Below are 17,801 nucleotides of genomic sequence, written 5' to 3' on the forward strand. Positions count from 1 at the left end.
CAAATCATGCTCACCCGCTTGCGAGAAATAGTCGAGAAAGTAGCCAGTGCGCCTCGCCTCAACGAGGCGCTGAATATCCTGGTGACTGACATCTGTCTTGCGATGGAAACCGAAGTCTGCTCGGTGTATCTGGCCGACCATGACAGGCGTTGCTATTACCTGATGGCAACCCGTGGTTTGAAAAAACCACGCGGACGCACCGTAACGCTCGCATTTGATGAAGGCATCGTCGGCTTGGTTGGTCGGCTGGCCGAGCCTATCAACCTTGCCGATGCGCAAAAACACCCCAGCTTTAAATACATTCCTAACGTAAAAGAGGAGCGCTTCCGGGCCTTCCTCGGCGTGCCGATTATTCAGCGCCGCCAGCTTTTAGGCGTTCTGGTCGTCCAGCAGCGAGAGCTGCGCCAGTTCGATGAAAGCGAAGAGTCCTTCCTCGTCACGCTGGCAACCCAGATGGCGGCCATCCTTTCGCAGTCTCAGCTCGCCGCCCTGTTTGGTCAGTATCGCCATACGCGCATTCGCGCGCTTCCGGCCTCGCCGGGCGTCGCCATCGCCGAGGGCTGGATGGACGCCACGCTGCCGCTGATGGAGCAAGTCTACGAAGCCTCAACGCTGGATGCCGGGCTTGAGCGCGAGCGGCTTACCGCTGCGCTGGAAGAGGCGGCAAACGAGTTTCGCCGTTACAGCAAGCGCTTCGCGGCGGGGGCGCAGAAAGAGACTGCCGCCATTTTCGATCTCTATTCACACCTGCTCTCCGATGCGCGTCTGCGCCGTGAGCTCTTCGCAGAGGTGGATAAAGGCGCGGTAGCGGAATGGGCGGTCAAAAAGGTTATCGAAAAATTCGCCGAACAGTTTGCGGCGCTCACCGATGGCTATCTGAAAGAGCGCGCAGGCGATCTTCGCGCGCTGGGTCAGCGTCTGCTGTTCCACCTCGACGATACCATTCAGGGGGCCAACGCCTGGCCGAAACGCTTTGTGCTGGTAGCCGATGAGCTTTCGGCAACCACGCTCGCAGAGCTTCCACAGGACAGACTGGCCGGTGTGGTGGTGCGCGACGGCGCGGCTAACTCCCATGCCGCCATCATGGTGCGTGCGCTTGGGATCCCCACGGTTATGGGGGCGGATATCCAGCCGTCGGTGCTGCATCGCCGCACTCTGGTGGTGGACGGCTATCGCGGTGAACTGCTGGTCGATCCGGAGCCGGTATTGCTCCAGGAATACCAGCGTCTTATCAGCGAAGAGAATGAACTCAGCAAGCTGGCGGAAGATGACGTTAATCTGCCCGCGCAGCTCAAAAGCGGTGAGCGGGTTAAAGTGATGCTCAACGCTGGTTTAAGCCCCGAGCACGAAGAAAAGCTCGGCAGCCGCATCGACGGCATCGGCCTCTATCGCACTGAAATTCCGTTCATGCTGCAAAGCGGCTTCCCGTCGGAGGAAGAGCAGGTTGCCCAGTATCAGGGCATGTTGCAGATGTTCAACGACAAGCCCGTCACGCTGCGCACGCTGGACGTAGGGGCAGACAAACAGCTGCCCTATATGCCGATTAGCGAAGAGAATCCGTGCCTCGGCTGGCGTGGAATACGCATTACGCTCGATCAGCCTGAGATCTTCCTGATCCAGGTTCGCGCTATGCTGCGTGCCAACGCGGCGACCGGAAACCTCAGCATTCTCCTGCCCATGGTCACCAGCATCGATGAGATCGATGAGGCGCGACGTCTGATTGAACGTGCGGGCCGCGAAGTGGAAGAGATGATCGGTTACGCCATTCCTAAACCGCGTATCGGCGTGATGCTCGAAGTCCCGTCGATGGTCTTTATGCTGCCGCAGCTGGCGAATCGCGTTGATTTTATCTCCGTTGGCACCAACGATTTAACGCAGTACATTCTGGCCGTGGATCGCAACAACACCCGCGTCGCCAGCATCTACGACAGCCTGCATCCGGCCATGCTTCGCGCGTTATCAATGATTGCCCGCGAAGCCGACCAGTACGGTTTAGACCTCCGCCTGTGCGGCGAAATGGCCGGGGACTCCATGTGCGTTGCGATCCTTATCGGTCTTGGATTCCGCCATCTGTCGATGAACGGTCGCTCCGTGGCGCGTGTTAAATACCTGTTGCGCCATATTGATTTTGAGGATGCCAGAGAGCTGGCGGCCCGAAGTCTTGAGGCGCAGCTGGCAACCGAGGTTCGTCACCAGGTCGCGGCGTTTATGGAACGACGCGGTATGGGTGGCCTGATCCGCGGTGGTCGATAATCGCCTTTCGCCCTCTTTCTCTGGAAGAGGGCCGGGGTGAGGGCATCCGCGCACATAAAACCTTATACACATCTTTTACATCTCAGGCGCCCCCGCAGCTTCTGGCTTATGCTATGATTCGCAACTTTGGAGCACCTGCCAGCGGCAGGGACGCATGTCTCCCGCTGTCCACTTTCAGCGGAATAACAACATCTTGTGGTGACAGATGAACAGTGGTTATCTGCATTTTCCGGAATTTGATCCGGTCATTTTCTCTATTGGACCCGTTGCGCTTCACTGGTACGGTTTGATGTATCTGGTGGGCTTCATCTTTGCCATGTGGCTTGCTGGTCGTCGTGCCAGTCGTCCTGGCAGCGGCTGGACGAAGAACGAAGTGGAAAACCTGCTGTATGCAGGCTTCCTCGGCGTATTCCTCGGCGGTCGTATTGGCTACGTGCTGTTCTACAACTTCCCTGTCTTCTTGAGCGATCCGCTCTATCTGTTCCGCGTCTGGGACGGCGGCATGTCCTTCCACGGCGGCCTGATTGGTGTGATCCTGGTGATGGTGATTTTCGCCAAACGCACTAAACGCAACTTCTTCCAGGTGGCTGATTTCATTGCGCCGCTGATCCCGTTCGGGCTGGGTGCCGGGCGTCTGGGTAACTTTATCAACGGCGAACTGTGGGGACGCGTTGATCCGAGCGTGTCATTTACCATGCTCTTCCCAGGCTCCCGCGCGGAAGATCTGGCGCTGCTGCCTTCTCACCCGGAATGGCAGTCGATTTTCGACACCTACGGCGTACTGCCGCGCCACATGTCCCAGCTTTATGAGCTGGCACTGGAAGGCGTCGTGCTGTTCATCATCCTGAATCTGTTTATCCGCAAGCCACGCCCAATGGGGGCGGTATCCGGTCTGTTCCTGATCGGCTACGGTGCGTTCCGTATCATCGTTGAGTTCTTCCGTCAGCCGGATGCGCAGTTTACCGGCGAGTGGGTTCAGTACATCAGCATGGGGCAGATCCTGTCTATCCCGATGATTGTCGCGGGTGCCATTATGATGATTTGGGCGTATCGTCGTCGTCCACAGCAACAACTTTCCTGAGGAACCATGAAACAGTATCTTGAACTGATGAAAAAAGTGCTCGATGAGGGCACGCCGAAAAACGACCGTACCGGTACGGGTACGCTCTCCATTTTTGGCCACCAGATGCGCTTCAATCTGCAAGAAGGCTTCCCTCTGGTGACAACAAAGCGCTGCCATTTGCGCTCGATCATTCATGAACTGCTCTGGTTCCTGCAAGGTGATACTAACGTCGCGTATCTGCATGAAAACAATGTCTCTATCTGGGACGAGTGGGCAGATGAAAACGGCAATCTGGGCCCGGTTTACGGTAAGCAATGGCGTGCGTGGCCAACGCCAGACGGTCGTCATATCGATCAAATCACGACCGTGGTAAACCAGCTGAAAAATGATCCGGACTCTCGCCGTATCATCGTTTCAGCGTGGAACGTCGGTGAACTGGATAAGATGGCGCTGGCGCCGTGCCATGCCTTCTTCCAGTTCTACGTTGCGGACGGCAAACTCTCCTGCCAGCTCTATCAGCGTTCCTGCGATGTCTTCCTGGGCCTGCCGTTTAACATCGCCAGCTACGCGCTGCTGGTACATATGATGGCGCAGCAGTGCGATCTGGACGTGGGCGATTTCGTCTGGACGGGTGGCGACACCCACCTTTACAGCAACCACATGGAACAGACGCACCTTCAGCTGACCCGCGAACCTCGCGCCTTGCCGAAGCTGGTTATTAAACGCAAACCGGACTCTATCTTCGATTATCGTTTTGACGATTTTGAGATCGAGGGTTACGACCCGCATCCGGGTATCAAAGCGCCAGTCGCTATCTGATACGCGAAATCCTGACATAACCGGTGCTTCTTAGCGCCGGTTTTTTTTGCCCTCCGTTCCGTTTATCGAGCCTGTTTCCAGCATTTTTGCAACGCTGTGCAACGACGCACTTTCACTGGAAGGCGCCTCGTAAGATGTCGTTTTCTGACTCGCCAGCCCCGCTTCACTTCGTCACACTCCGGCCATGAAAAAAGAGAGAGGCTTTACGCTCGTTGAAACGCTGGTGGCTATTTCACTGGTAGTCATTCTTGGCACGACAGGGCTGTATAGCTGGAACCGCTGGCAACAGCAGCAGCGTTTACGGCAAACCGCCTGCCAGGTGCGCGATTACCTGGTGTTCCTGCGTAACGATGCCAACAGGCATAACCGGGACCATAAAATTGCCTGGCTGGAAGAGGGATGCCTTGTTAGCTCTACGGCGCTGAACTGTCGGGCGAACAGCCGTTTCGTCATGAAACCGCTTTGGCCAGAGGTCACCGTCAGTGATGTCACCCCGTCGCTCGGATTTTACGGGCTACGGGATACCGCATGGGCTGGCAGGGTGCGGGTGCATAGCCGCGCCGGAGAGTGGCTGGTGGTGGTTTCAAACGCCGGACGTATCAGAGTGTGCAATACCGCAGGAGGTAACCTGTGCCGCTAAAACAGAGGGGTTTTTCGCTGATCGAGGTGCTGATAGCTATGGTGATTGGCAGCATTTTATTGCTAAGCACCTCGCGCTTTTTGCCCGCGATGCAGCGCTCCGTGCTCGTGCTGTCCGGAAACCAGGAGCTGGAAGAGGAGGTCTGGCAGCGCCTTTTCTCTCTGGGTAAGCAGCTCCAGCGCGCCGGATACTGTGCAGGTAGCTGCCAGGGAGAAGGACTGCTGATTGGCAGAGAGGGAAGCTGCGTAATAGTACGTTGGGATGCAAACAGCAATGGCCTGTGGGACGCATCGGCGTCGGAAAACGACAGCACCGGCCTTCGCCTGGCGTCAGGCTCGCTGGAGTTGCTGCGCGGGGCGACCTCCTGCGAGGGAAAAGGGTGGGAGAAACTCACCGATCCCGACAGGCTTGTTGTGCAGCGCTTTGCTGTGAGCAAATCAGAACGTCCGGGCTTTGCCCCGGAACTGTTCATCGAGCTGGCTGCCGCACGCAATGCCGAGAGTGCGGCCACTTATGCGGCTCGCCATTCGGTAACGGGGTTTAACCTGTGAACCGGCAGCGCGGCATGTCGTCACTCGCGATGGTTCTGCTGTTGCTGGTGCTCGGCAGTATGCTGTTAACCGGGCTTAACCAGCAGCTCGACACCTTTAGCGCCCTGGTCAGGAGCGAGCGTTCCGCCATTGTGGAACAGGCCGCTGTCCAGTCCGCCCTGGAGTGGGGCAAAGTTCAGCGCTGGTCGCTAAAGCCTAATATCCAGTGCAGGCAATTCACGCCGCTGTCGCGGGTCTGCCTACGGCTGCTGGAAGAGGGAAAAGCGCTGCTGATAGCCGGGCGCAACGACCTGCTGCTGTGGCGCACGGGACATATTACCGAGGGGGAACTTCACTTCTCGCCCCATGGCTGGAGCGATTTCTGCCCGCTAAAGGAAAATGCGTTATGTCTGCTGCCGTGAAAAGAGAACAAGGGTTTAGCCTGGTGGAGGTGCTGCTGGCGATGGTGCTGCTGGTGGCCATCGTGACGGCGCTTTCCGGTTATTACCGCGCGCTGGCGCTACGTTCCACCACGCTAAACCAGTCTCGTCAGCTGTGGCACCACGCGTGGAATCAGTCTCAGCTCGACCCCGGGTCATTGCCAGCGGGCTGGCAGGTCAACAGGGTGCAGACAATGCAGGCCGGATGTGTCAGCATCACGGTTATTATTATTTCTCCTCTGGGGCAGCGCGGCGAGATCGCTCGTTTGCACTGCCCGGTTAGCCGCTAGTCGGGAGCGTTTATGTTACGGGTCTACCACTCAAATCGTCTGGACGTGCTGGAAGCGCTGATGGAATTTATCGTTGAGCGAGAGCGTCTTAGCGATCCTTTTGAGCCAGAAATGGTGCTGGTGCAAAGTACCGGTATGGCGCAGTGGCTGCAAATGTCCCTGTCGCAGAAGTTTGGCATCGCAGCGAATATCGCGTTCCCGCTGCCCGCGAGCTTTATCTGGGACATGTTTGTGCGCGTGCTGCCGGACATTCCTAAGCAGAGCGCGTTCAACAAGCAGAGCATGAGCTGGAAGCTGATGTCGCTGCTGCCGGGTATGCTCCCGCGCGATGAGTTCGCCATGCTGCGCCACTACCTAAATGACGATAGCGACAAACGAAAGCTGTTCCAGCTGGCGTCACGTACCGCCGATCTCTATGACCAGTATCTGGTTTATCGGCCTGACTGGCTAACGCGCTGGGAGGCGGGCGAGCTTGTTGAAGGCCTGCCGGAAGCGCAAATTTGGCAGGCGCCGCTGTGGAAAGCGCTGGTTGAGCACACCGAAGCGCTGGGGCAGCCGCAGTGGCACCGTGCAAACTTATACGACAAATTCATCTCTGTTCTGGAAACCGCCTCTGAAACACCGGCAGGGTTGCCGCCGCGCGTCTTTATCTGCGGCATCTCTGCGCTGCCCCCTGTTTACCTGAAGGCGCTGGAAGCGCTGGGCAAACATATTGATATCCACATTCTTTTTACCAATCCCTGCCGACATTACTGGGGGGATATTCAGGATGCGCGCTGGCTTTCACGGCTGGTGACGCGCCAGCGAAAACGCCTCTTTGAAGAGCGCTCCGTGCCGCTGTTTAAAGACAGCGAAACCGCCGCGCAGCTTTTCGATGAACAGGGGATCCAGGATCTGCCGAACCCGCTGCTGGCCTCCTGGGGCAAGCTCGGGCGCGACTATATCCATATGCTCTCGGATATCACCTCCTCAGGCGAAGGGGACGTGGACGCGTTTGCCGAAATTACGCCTGACAGCCTGCTGCACAACATTCAGCTGGATATTCTGGATCTGGAAAACCGTGCGGTGATGGGCGTGACGGCCAAAGAATTTGAATGTAGCGACGGTAAAAGGAGGCTGGATCCGGACGATCGCAGCGTGATTATTCACGTCTGCCACAGCCCGCAGCGTGAGGTTGAGATCCTCCACGACCGCCTGCTGGCGATGTTGCAGGACGATCCGGGCCTGACGCCGCGCGATATTGTGGTGATGGTTGCGGATATCGACAGCTATAGCCCGTTTATCCAGGCGGTGTTCGGTAGCGCAACGGGGGATCGTTATCTGCCGTATGCCATTTCCGACCGTCGTGCACGCCAGTCTCACCCGGCGTTACAGGCTTTTGTCAGCCTGCTCTCCCTGCCGGACAGCCGCTTTATCTCTGAAGACGTACTGGCTCTGCTGGATGTCCCGGTCCTTGCCGCGCGATTTGATATCAACGAAGAGGGGCTGCGCTACCTGCGCCAGTGGGTTAACGAGTCCGGCGTGCGCTGGGGTATTGATGACGACAACGTGCAGGAGTTCGAACTTCCGCCTACGGGGCAGCACACCTGGCAGTTTGGCCTGACGCGTATGCTGCTGGGCTACGCCATGGAAAGCAGTCAGGGCGAATGGAATGAGGTGCTGCCTTATGACGAGTCCAGCGGCTTAATTGCTGAACTGGTGGGCCATCTCGCCTCGTTGCTCATGCAGCTTAACCGCTGGCGGCGCGAGCTGATGCAGCCGCGTCCGCTTGAGGCGTGGCTGCCCGTCTGCCGCGAAATGCTCAATGACTTTTTCCTGCCGGACAGTGAAACAGAAGCCGCGATGGCGCTGATTGAAAAGCAGTGGCAGGCCATTGTGGATGAAGGCGTAGGCTCGCACTATACCGACGAGGTTCCGCTGTCGCTTTTGCGCGACGAACTGACCCTGAGACTCGATCAGGAGCGTATCAGCCAGCGCTTCCTCGCGGGGCCGGTCAATATTTGTACCCTGATGCCCATGCGTTCTATTCCGTTCAAAGTGGTCTGTCTGCTTGGCATGAACGATGGCGTTTACCCGCGCGCGCTGGCACCGCTTGGTTTTGACCTGATGAGCGCTCAGCCAAAACGCGGGGATCGCAGCCGTCGTGATGACGACCGATATCTGTTCCTGGAGGCGCTGATTTCAGCCCAGAGCAAGCTCTATATCAGCTATATCGGTCGCTCTATTCAGGACAACAGCGAACGCTTCCCCTCCGTGCTGGTGCAGGAGCTGGTGGACTATATCGGGCAGAGCCACTATCTGCCCGGCGATGAGCTTCTTAACTGCGATGAGTCCGAGCAGCGGGTTAAAGACCATATCACCTGCTGCCACACCCGAATGCCGTTCGACCCGGTGAACTATGCCGATACCGAACATCAAAGCTATGCCCGTGAATGGCTGCCCGCGGCGAAGAAAGAGGGGGCCGCGCACTCCGATTTTATGCAGGAGCTGGAGGCGCGCACTTACGATACGCTGACTTTTGAACAGCTTCAGCGCTTTTGGGCACATCCGGTACGGGCATTTTTCCAGCAGCGCCTACAGGTCAATTTCCGATCCGAAGAGAGCGAAATACCTGACTCAGAGCCGTTTACGCTGGACGGGCTTGAACGCTACAAGCTCAATATGCAGCTGCTCAACGCGCTGGTTGAACAGGAAGATGCCAGTATGCTTTTCCGCCGCTATCGCGCGGCAGGCTTGCTGCCGTATGGCGCCTTTGGCGAAATCACCTGGGATGCGCAGTGCCAGGAGATGACGGCGCTTGCCGGGCGGGTCATTGAATGCCGTCAGCCGGGCAAAAGCATTGAGATCGATCTCGACTGCAACGGTGTCCACCTGACGGGCTGGCTTTCGCAGGTGCAGGAAGATGGACTGCTGCGCTGGCGACCGTCGATGCTCAGCGTTTCACAAGGTTTGCAACTCTGGCTCGAACACCTTGTCTACTGTGCAGGCGGCAACGAAGGGGAGAGCCGGTTATTTGTGCGTAAAGACGGCGAATGGCGCTTCCCGTCGATGGATGCCGAACAGGCGCGGGGATATCTGTCACTCTACGTTGATGGCTATCTGAAAGGGATGAACAAACCGTTGCTGCTCCTCCCGGAAAGTGGGGGGGCATGGATAAAAGCCTGTTATGACGCGCAGAATGATGCGATGTTAACTGACGACGCCACGCTGCAAAAAGCGCGCAGCAAGTTTGTACAGGCCTATGAAGGGAACATGATAGTGCGCGGCGAAGGGGAAGATGTCTGGTATCAACGTTTATGGCGAACGCTTGAGCCAGAATACTTCACCGCTATCACGGTAGAAGCACAACGCTACCTGTTACCGTTGTTCAGATTTAATCAGTCCTGATGTCTGTATAAAAATTGCGCATATTTTGGTGTTCAATTATTATGCACTGCTTATCACGGACTGATGTACCAAAGAAAGAGATGCTGGCGCGTCCAGCACACAGTTTTGTTAATGATGTAGCCGTGATAAAGAGGTCGTAATGCCAGGCAGCACCTTCTTCAAAGCGTTAGTTTTGTTTGTCGCCCTTTGGGCTCCCGTCACTCAGGCAGATTCCGGTTGGCAACCCATTCAGGAAACTATCCGTAAGAGCGAAAAAGATACCCGCCAATATCAGGCCGTTCGCCTGGATAACGGGATGACCGTGCTGCTGGTTTCCGATCCGCAGGCGGTGAAATCGCTCTCCGCGCTGGTGGTGCCGGTGGGGTCGCTTGAAGATCCTGAAGCCCATCCGGGGCTTGCTCACTATCTTGAACATATGACGCTGATGGGTTCTAAAAAGTACCCGCAGCCGGATAGCCTGTCCGAATTCCTGAAAATGCACGGCGGCAGCCACAACGCCAGCACCGCGCCTTACCGCACCGCGTTTTACCTTGAAGTGGAAAACGATGCGCTGGCAGGGGCGGTTGACCGCCTCGCGGACGCCATCGCCGCACCGCTTCTCGATAAAAAATATGCCGATCGCGAGCGTAACGCCGTCAACGCCGAGCTGACGATGGCGCGTACCCGTGACGGAATGCGTATGGCGCAGGTCAGCGCTGAAACCATCAACCCGGCGCACCCCGGCTCCCGTTTCTCGGGCGGTAATCTGGAAACGCTGAGCGACAAGCCCAACAGCCCGGTGCTGGATGCCCTGCACGCGTTTCGCGATAAATACTACTCGGCCAACCTGATGAAAGCGGTCATCTACAGCAACAAACCGCTGCCAGAGCTGGCGAACATGGCTGCGCAGACCTTTGGCCGCGTTCCGAATAAAAACATTTCCGTGCCGAAAATCGACGTGCCGGTAGTGACCGACGCGCAAAAAGGCATCGTTATTCATTACGTGCCCGCTCTGCCGCGAAAAGTATTGCGCGTCGAATTCCGCATTGATAACAACACGGCGCAGTTCCGCAGCAAGACCGATGAACTGGTCACCTATCTTATCGGTAACCGCAGTCCCGGTACGCTGTCCGACTGGCTGCAAAATCAGGGGCTGGTGGAAGGTATTCGCGCTGACTCTGACCCGGTAGTGAACGGAAACAGCGGCGTGCTGGCGATTTCCGCCACCCTGACCGATAAAGGGCTGGCGCACCGCGATGAAGTGGTCGCGGCCATCTTCAGCTACCTGTCGCTACTGCGCGACAAAGGCATCGACAAACGCTATTTCGACGAGCTGGCGCACGTGCTGGATCTCGATTTCCGCTATCCCTCTATCACCCGCGATATGGACTACGTGGAGTGGCTGGCCGACACCATGATCCGCGTTCCGGTGGAACATACCCTGGATGCGGTCAATATCGCTGACCACTACGACGCCGAAGCGGTAAAAGCGCGTCTGGCGATGATGACCCCGCAGAATGCGCGCGTCTGGTACATCAGCCCGAACGAGCCGCATAACAAAACGGCCTACTTCGTCGACGCGCCGTATCAGGTCGATAAAATCAGCGAGCAAACCTTCGCGGACTGGCAGAAAAAAGCGGGCGAGATCGCCCTTAAGCTGCCAGAGCTGAACCCCTACATCCCGGATGATTTCTCGCTGATTAAGCCCGCAAAGGCCTATCCGCATCCGGAACTTATTGTGGATGAACCCACCCTGCGCGTGGTCTATGCCCCAAGCCGCTATTTTGCGAGCGAGCCAAAAGCGGACGTCAGCGTTGTGCTGCGCAACCCTAAGGCGATGGACAGCGCTAAAAACCAGGTGCTGTTCGCGCTCAATGACTACCTGGCCGGTATCGCGCTGGATCAGCTCAGCAACCAGGCGGCAGTCGGGGGCATTAGCTTCTCAACCAACGCCAATAACGGGCTGATGGTTAACGCCAACGGCTATACCCAGCGTCTGCCGCAGCTGTTCCAGGCACTGCTTGAGGGCTATTTCAGCTACACCCCAACCGAAGAGCAGCTTGAGCAGGCCAAATCCTGGTACGCGCAGATGATGGACTCGGCGGAGAAGGGCAAAGCCTACGATCAGGCCATCATGCCTGCGCAAATGGTGTCGCAGATCCCCTATTTCCAGCGTGAAGACAGACGCGCGCTTCTGCCGTCAATTTCCCTGAAAGAGGTGCTGGACTACCGTAATTCACTGAAAACGAACACCCGCCCTGAGTTCCTGATTGTCGGGAATATGAATGAAGAACAGGCCAAAACGCTGGCGCAGAACGTGCGTACCCAGCTGGGTTCAAAGGGAGATGAGTGGTGTCGTAACCAGGACGTTCTGGTGGAAAAACAGCAGAACGTGATTTTTGAAAAGGCGGGCACCAGCACCGATTCCGCGCTGGCCGCTGTCTTCGTCCCGACAGGGTACGACGAATTTGCCAGCTCTGCCCAAAGCGCCGTGCTCGGGCAGATTATCCAGCCGTGGTTCTATAACCAGCTGCGTACCGAAGAGCAGCTTGGCTATGCGGTCTTTGCCTTCTCGATGAACGTGGGGCGCCAGTGGGGGTTAGGTTTCCTGCTGCAAAGCAGCGACAAACAGCCAGCCTATCTCTGGCAGCGCTATCAGGCCTTCTTCCCGCAGGCAGAAGCCAAACTGCGCGCGATGAAGCCAGAAGAGTTCGCCCAGATCCAGCAGGCCGTTATCGCACAGGTTATGCAGGCGCCGCAGACGCTGGGTGAAGAGGCGTCGCAGCTGAGCAAAGATTTCGATCGCGGTAATATGCGTTTCGATTCGCGTGATAAAGTAGTGGCCGAAATAAAACAGCTGACGCCTCAGAAAGTGGCCGATTTCTTCCATCAGGCGGTAATTAAGCCGCAGGGGATCGCGATCCTGTCGCAGGTTTCCGGCAGCCAGAACGGAAAAGCGGAATACGTCGATCCGAACGGCTGGAAAGTCTTGAAGAGCGTCAGTGCATTGCAGCAATCTATGCCCTGGAGTAAGAAAGAATGACCGATACCGCTGAGTCCCTTGATCCCTTACGTTTACCGTTACAGGGTGAACGATTGATTGAAGCCTCAGCGGGAACGGGAAAGACCTTCACCATTGCCGCGCTTTATCTTCGCCTGCTGCTGGGGCTGGGGGGAAACGCGGCGTTTTCACGCCCCTTGAGCGTGGAAGAGCTGCTGGTGGTGACCTTCACCGAAGCCGCCACCGCCGAGCTGCGCGGCCGTATTCGCGCCAATATCCATGAACTGCGCATCGCCTGCCTGCGCCAGAGCACGGATAACCCTCTCTACGCACGCCTTCTTGACGAAATTGCCGATAAACAGCAGGCGGCCCAGTGGCTGCTGCTGGCGGAACGGCAGATGGATGAAGCCGCCGTCTTCACCATCCACGGTTTCTGCCAGCGAATGCTGAGCCTCAACGCGTTTGAATCCGGCATGCTGTTTGAACTCCAGCTCATCGAAGATGAATCCGAGCTGCGCTATCAGGCCTGCGCCGATTTCTGGCGTCGCCATTGCTACCCGCTGCCGCGCGATATTGCCGAAGCTGTTCATGCGTTATGGAAAGGCCCGGAAGATCTCCTGCGGGCGATTGACCGCTATTTGCAGGGCGAAGCGCCGACGATCAAATCACCGCCTCCGGCTGACGAAACGCTCGCCTCGCGGCATGAAAAAATTGTCGCCAAAATTGCGACCCTGAAGCAAAAGTGGAACGCGTCAGTCGACGAGATAGCCTCGATCCTCGAAAACTCCGGCATCGACAGGAAAAAATTCAACCGTGGCAACCAGGGCAAGTGGATCGACAAGATCAGCGCCTGGGCGCAGGAAGAGACTCGCGGCTATCAGCTGCCGGATGCGCTGGAGAAGTTTTCCCAGCGTTTCCTCACCGAGCGAACTAAACCCGATGGGATTGTTCCTGAGCACCCGCTGTTCGTTGACATCGAGGCCCTGCTGGACGAGCCGTTAACGCTTAACGACCTGATGATCGCCCGCGCAATGGCGGAGATCCGCGAAACCGTGGCGCGTGAAAAACGCCGTCGCGGCGAGCTGGGATTTGACGACATGCTGAGCCGCCTCGACGCGGCGCTGCGCAGTGAAAACGGTGAAGCCCTGGCAAGCGCTATCCGCACCCGTTTTCCGGTGGCGATGATTGACGAATTTCAGGATACCGATCCCCAGCAATACCGCATTTTCCGCCGCATCTGGCACAAACAGCCGGATACGGCGCTACTGCTGATTGGCGATCCGAAGCAGGCGATTTACGCCTTCCGCGGCGCGGATATTTTCACCTATATGAAGGCCCGCAGCGAGGTTGAAGCGCACTACACGCTCGACACCAACTGGCGCTCCTCCCCCGGCATGGTTGCCAGCGTCAATGCGCTGTTTGAGCGCATGGATGCCGCCTTTATGTTCCGGGAGATTCCCTTTTTACCGGTGAAGTCCGCGCCGCGAAACAGCGATCTGCGTTTTGAATTTAACGGCGAGCTTCAGCCTGCCATGCGCTTCTGGCTGCTGGAAGGGGAAGGCTGCGGCGTGGCCGACTACCAGAATGCGATGGCGCAGCACTGCGCCGCGCAAATTCGTGACTGGCTTAGCGCCGGTGCGCGCGGTGAGGCGCTGCTGTGGAAAGGGGATAAATCCTCCCCGGTTAAGGCCTCGGATATCACGGTGCTGGTGCGAAGCCGTCAGGAAGCGGCGCTGATCCGCGATGCGCTGACCTTGCTGAATATCCCCTCGGTCTATCTGTCGAACCGCGACAGCGTTTTCGACACGCTGGAGGCCCAGGAGATGCTCTGGCTGTTACAGGCCGTGCTATCACCCGAGCGGGAAAGCACGCTTCGCAGCGCGCTGGCAAGCTCGATGCTGGGGCTCAACGCCCGGGATATCGATTTACTTAATAATGACGAGATCGCCTGGGACAAGGTGGTTGAAGAGTTTGTCCATTATCGCGAGCGCTGGCAAAAACGCGGCGTGATGGCAATGCTGCGCGAGCTGATGGCCCACCGGCGTATTGCGGAAAATATGCTCGCAACCCCAGGCGGGGAGCGGCGCATCACCGATATTCTGCATATCAGCGAGCTGTTGCAGGAGGCGGGCACCCAGCTTGAGAGTGAACACGCGCTGGTGCGCTGGCTGGCGCAGCACATTGCCGATCCGAACAGCAACTCATCAAGCCAGCAGATGCGCCTGGAGAGCGACAAGCACCTGGTGCAGATTGTCACCATCCACAAATCGAAAGGGCTGGAATACCCGCTGGTCTGGCTGCCCTTTATCGCCAACTACCGCGCGCAGGACCAGGCGTTTTACCACGATCGCGACTCCTTCGAGGCGGTGCTCGATCTCAGTAAGGCCGATACCAGCGTGGAGCTGGCGGAAGCCGAGCGTCTGGCGGAGGATTTGCGTCTGCTCTACGTGGCCTTAACCCGCTCCGTCTGGCATTGCAGCCTGGGCGTTGCGCCGCTGTTCCGTCGGCGGGGCGAAAAAGCCGGGGAGACCGACTTCCACCTGAGCGCGCTGGGGCGGCTTATCCAGCAGGGCGAACCGAAAGACGCCGCCGGATTACGCCAGTGCCTGGATGCCCTGTGCGGCGAGCACGTTGCGCTTCACATCCCCGGCGAGCCGGATAGCCAGCGCTGGGACATACCCGAGCAGCGCGATCCGGATTTAGATGCGCGCAGGATCGTCCGAACCCTTGTCGATGACTGGCGCGTCACCAGCTATTCCGGTTTGCAGCAGCACGGTCAGACTATCGCGCTGGATCTGATGCCTAAGCTCGACGTCGATGCATCAGGGGTGGGTGAAATTCTGCCAGAACCCGCGCTCACGCCGCACCAGTTCCCGCGCGGGGCATCGCCCGGCACGTTTTTACACAGCCTGTTCGAAGAGCTTGATTTTACCCAGCCCGTTTCGGCGGACTGGGTGCTGGAGATGCTGCAAAAGGGCGGTTACGAAGAGTCCTGGCAGCCGGTGCTGACCGACTGGATTAGCGCCATTTTGCAGGCGCCGCTGACCCCGCAAGGCATCTCGCTGAACCAGCTTACGGCGAAAGACAAGCAGGTTGAGATGGAGTTTTACCTCCCCATCGCCAGCCCGCTTAAGGCGGAGGCGCTGGATGCCATTATCCGCGCCCACGATCCGCTCTCTGCCGGTGCGCCGCCGCTCAATTTCCGCCAGGTTCAGGGGATGCTGAAGGGCTTTATCGACCTTATCTTCCGCCATAACGGGCGCTACTACCTGCTGGATTACAAATCGAACTGGCTGGGCGAAACCAGCGAGGCCTACACGCAGCAGGCAATGGCTGGCGCGATGCAGTCCCATCGTTACGATTTGCAGTATCAGCTCTATACTCTCGCGCTGCACCGCTACCTGCGTCATCGCATTGCGGACTACGACTATGACACCCATTTCGGCGGCGTGATCTACCTGTTCCTGCGCGGCGTGGATGCCAGCGATCCGCAGTCGGGTATTTTCAGCACCCGCCCTGACGTGGCGCTGATTGAAAAAATGGATAACCTATTTGCTATGTGCACGGAGGAGCCGGTATGACGATGCAGAAACTGCTGCTTGAGGCCGTCGAACAGCGCCAGCTTCGCCAGATTGACGTGCAGTTCGCGCTGACGATTGCTAATGAAGAACCCGCGGTGATGCTTGCGGCGGCCATTCTCAGCAGGGATGCGGGAGAAGGGCACGTCTGCCTGCCGCTTTCGCGTCTGGTCTGCGATGAGAAAACCCCGTCTGCGCTTCAGCCCTGCTTTGATCTGCTGGGCGAGGTGGACTGGCATACCGTTTTCATGCATTCACCCGCCGTCAGCCACGACGGCACCCCGACGCCGCTGATTATGACCGCCGGGCGGCTTTACCTGAACCGTCTGTGGCGCTACGAGCTTACCGTGGCGCGCTATTTTAGCGAAGCCAACGCGCCGCTCCCCTGCGATGAAACGCGGGTTCGGCAAACGCTGGACGGCCTGTTTACCTCGCAGGAGGCCGTTGACTGGCAAAAGGTGGCGGCGGCCGTGGCGCTGACGCGGCGAATATCGGTGATCTCGGGCGGACCGGGCACCGGAAAAACAACCACGGTGGCGAAACTGCTCGCCGCGCTGATCCAGCTTTCAGGTGAGCAGCGCTGCCGCATTCGCCTGGCGGCACCGACCGGAAAGGCTGCGGCGCGTCTGACCGAATCCTTAGGCGGCGCGATACAGCAGCTGCCGCTCACTGACGCCCAGCTCGCGCTGTTTCCGAAAGAAGCCAGCACCCTACACCGCCTGCTTGGCGCACAGCCCGGGAGCCAGCGCCTGCGCTACCATGCCGGTAATCCGCTGCATCTGGACGTGCTGGTGGTGGACGAAGCGTCAATGATCGACCTCACCATGATGTCGCGCCTGATCGAGGCACTGCCCGACCATGCGCGCGTAATCTTCCTGGGCGATCGCGATCAGCTCGCCTCCGTTGAGGCCGGGGCGGTGCTGGGGGATATCTGCACCTACGCAAGCCTGGGCTACACCGCAAGCCGTGCGCAGGAGCTAGCGCGCCTGACCGGATGCGCGCTGGAAGGCAACGATAATCCCCTGGCGGGCGCGCTGCGCGACAGCCTTTGTCTGCTGCAAAAAAGCTACCGTTTTGGCAGTGATTCCGGGATTGGTCAGCTTGCCGCCGCCGTTAACCGGGGCGATCGCAACGCGACGCGTACCGTGTTTAGCGGCGCGTTTGCCGATATCGAGAAAAAATCGCTGCAAAGCGGGGAAGAGTATCAGGCCATGCTCGATGATGCCCTCGCGGGGTATCACCATTTTCTGACGAGCGTGCAGCAGCAAAGCGCGCCGGAGCAGGTGATTGCCGCGTTCGGTGACTATCAGCTTCTGTGCGCCCTGAGAGAAGGCCCGTTTGGGGTGGCTGGCCTTAATGAACGCCTTGAGCAGGTTATGCTGCAAAAGCGCAGGATCACCCGTGCGCAGCACGCCCGCTGGTATGAGGGGCGTCCGGTGATGATCTCGCGTAACGATAGCGCGCTGGGGCTGTTTAACGGTGATATTGGTATCGCGCTCGACAGGGGGCAGGGGCTGCGCGCGTGGTTCCTGATGCCGGATGGCAGCGTGAAGTCCGTCCAGCCAAGCCGTCTGCCGGAGCACGATACGGCGTGGGCGATGACGGTGCATAAATCGCAGGGCTCTGAGTTCAACCATGCGGCGCTGATCCTGCCAACGCAGCTTTCACCGGTCGTCACCCGTGAACTGATTTACACCGCCATTACCCGCGCGCGTCAGCGGCTCTCGCTGTACGCCGATGAACGTATTCTGGTGCAGGCGATTGCCACCCGAACGGAGCGGCGCAGCGGACTAAGCGCTATTTTCGAAGCGCAATAGGCAA

The 17,801-nt window shown here is 58.2% G+C and carries 11 protein-coding genes; all 11 read left to right on the forward strand.

The window, feature by feature from the left end; genetic code table 11:
* Positions 1-6: 6 nt before the first annotated feature.
* The 11 genes from ptsP (at position 7) to recD (ending at position 17,797) form a co-directional block, all read left to right on the forward strand.
* Positions 7-2,253 carry a phosphoenolpyruvate--protein phosphotransferase gene (ptsP, locus tag ACSVHP_RS08070; RefSeq protein ID WP_234670989.1) on the forward strand — a complete coding sequence of 749 codons (2,247 nt, stop codon included), beginning with the start codon at positions 7-9 and terminating at the stop codon, positions 2,251-2,253.
* 205 nt (positions 2,254-2,458) lie between these two features.
* Positions 2,459-3,334 (forward strand): prolipoprotein diacylglyceryl transferase, encoded by an 876-nt coding sequence (gene lgt, locus ACSVHP_RS08075; RefSeq protein ID WP_234670992.1) that lies wholly within the window; start codon positions 2,459-2,461, stop codon positions 3,332-3,334.
* Positions 3,335-3,340: 6 nt separating this feature from the next.
* On the forward strand, positions 3,341-4,135 hold the full coding sequence (gene thyA / locus ACSVHP_RS08080; protein WP_234670993.1) for a thymidylate synthase: 795 nt from the start codon (positions 3,341-3,343) through the stop codon (positions 4,133-4,135).
* Positions 4,136-4,319: 184 nt separating this feature from the next.
* Positions 4,320-4,775 (forward strand): prepilin peptidase-dependent protein, encoded by a 456-nt coding sequence (locus ACSVHP_RS08085; RefSeq protein WP_447551578.1) that lies wholly within the window; start codon positions 4,320-4,322, stop codon positions 4,773-4,775.
* The gene (locus ACSVHP_RS08090; RefSeq protein ID WP_447551579.1) at positions 4,766-5,326 is read left to right on the forward strand and encodes a prepilin peptidase-dependent protein; all 561 of its coding nucleotides are present in this window, start codon (positions 4,766-4,768) and stop codon (positions 5,324-5,326) included. Before ACSVHP_RS08085 ends, ACSVHP_RS08090 begins: the two co-directional genes overlap by 10 nt.
* A complete protein-coding gene (locus tag ACSVHP_RS08095) occupies positions 5,323-5,727 on the forward strand; it encodes a DUF2509 family protein (protein ID WP_447551580.1) in 405 nt (134 codons plus the stop codon). The genes ACSVHP_RS08090 and ACSVHP_RS08095 overlap by 4 nt, the downstream gene beginning before the upstream one ends.
* A complete protein-coding gene (locus ACSVHP_RS08100) occupies positions 5,712-6,035 on the forward strand; it encodes a prepilin-type N-terminal cleavage/methylation domain-containing protein (protein WP_447551581.1) in 324 nt (107 codons plus the stop codon). The genes ACSVHP_RS08095 and ACSVHP_RS08100 overlap by 16 nt, the downstream gene beginning before the upstream one ends.
* Positions 6,036-6,047: 12 nt before the next feature.
* Positions 6,048-9,422 (forward strand): exodeoxyribonuclease V subunit gamma, encoded by a 3,375-nt coding sequence (recC, locus tag ACSVHP_RS08105; RefSeq protein WP_447551583.1) that lies wholly within the window; start codon positions 6,048-6,050, stop codon positions 9,420-9,422.
* A gap of 139 nt (positions 9,423-9,561) precedes the next feature.
* On the forward strand, positions 9,562-12,444 hold the full coding sequence (gene ptrA, locus ACSVHP_RS08110) for a pitrilysin (protein ID WP_447551585.1): 2,883 nt from the start codon (positions 9,562-9,564) through the stop codon (positions 12,442-12,444).
* Positions 12,441-15,983, forward strand: coding sequence for an exodeoxyribonuclease V subunit beta (gene recB / locus ACSVHP_RS08115; protein ID WP_447551587.1), 3,543 nt, complete (start codon positions 12,441-12,443; stop codon positions 15,981-15,983). Before ptrA ends, recB begins: the two co-directional genes overlap by 4 nt.
* Positions 15,980-17,797: an exodeoxyribonuclease V subunit alpha gene (gene recD / locus ACSVHP_RS08120; protein ID WP_447551588.1), complete on the forward strand. Its 1,818-nt coding sequence runs from the start codon at positions 15,980-15,982 to the stop codon at positions 17,795-17,797. The genes recB and recD overlap by 4 nt, the downstream gene beginning before the upstream one ends.
* Positions 17,798-17,801 lie beyond the last annotated feature (4 nt).

It is taken from the genome of Enterobacter sp. 186315 (genome assembly GCF_053290175.1).

Excerpts from the sequence above, each read along its gene's own strand:
- recC (WP_447551583.1), top strand. The coding sequence starts at position 6,048 with ATGTTACGGGTCTACCACTCAAATCGTCTGGACGTGCTGGAAGCGCTG.
- recB (WP_447551587.1), top strand. The coding sequence starts at position 12,441 with ATGACCGATACCGCTGAGTCCCTTGATCCCTTACGTTTACCGTTACAG.
- ACSVHP_RS08085 (WP_447551578.1), top strand. The coding sequence starts at position 4,320 with ATGAAAAAAGAGAGAGGCTTTACGCTCGTTGAAACGCTGGTGGCTATT.
- lgt (WP_234670992.1), top strand. The coding sequence starts at position 2,459 with ATGAACAGTGGTTATCTGCATTTTCCGGAATTTGATCCGGTCATTTTC.
- ACSVHP_RS08100 (WP_447551581.1), top strand. The coding sequence starts at position 5,712 with ATGTCTGCTGCCGTGAAAAGAGAACAAGGGTTTAGCCTGGTGGAGGTG.
- recD (WP_447551588.1), top strand. The coding sequence starts at position 15,980 with ATGACGATGCAGAAACTGCTGCTTGAGGCCGTCGAACAGCGCCAGCTT.
- ptrA (WP_447551585.1), top strand. The coding sequence starts at position 9,562 with ATGCCAGGCAGCACCTTCTTCAAAGCGTTAGTTTTGTTTGTCGCCCTT.
- thyA (WP_234670993.1), top strand. The coding sequence starts at position 3,341 with ATGAAACAGTATCTTGAACTGATGAAAAAAGTGCTCGATGAGGGCACG.
- ptsP (WP_234670989.1), top strand. The coding sequence starts at position 7 with ATGCTCACCCGCTTGCGAGAAATAGTCGAGAAAGTAGCCAGTGCGCCT.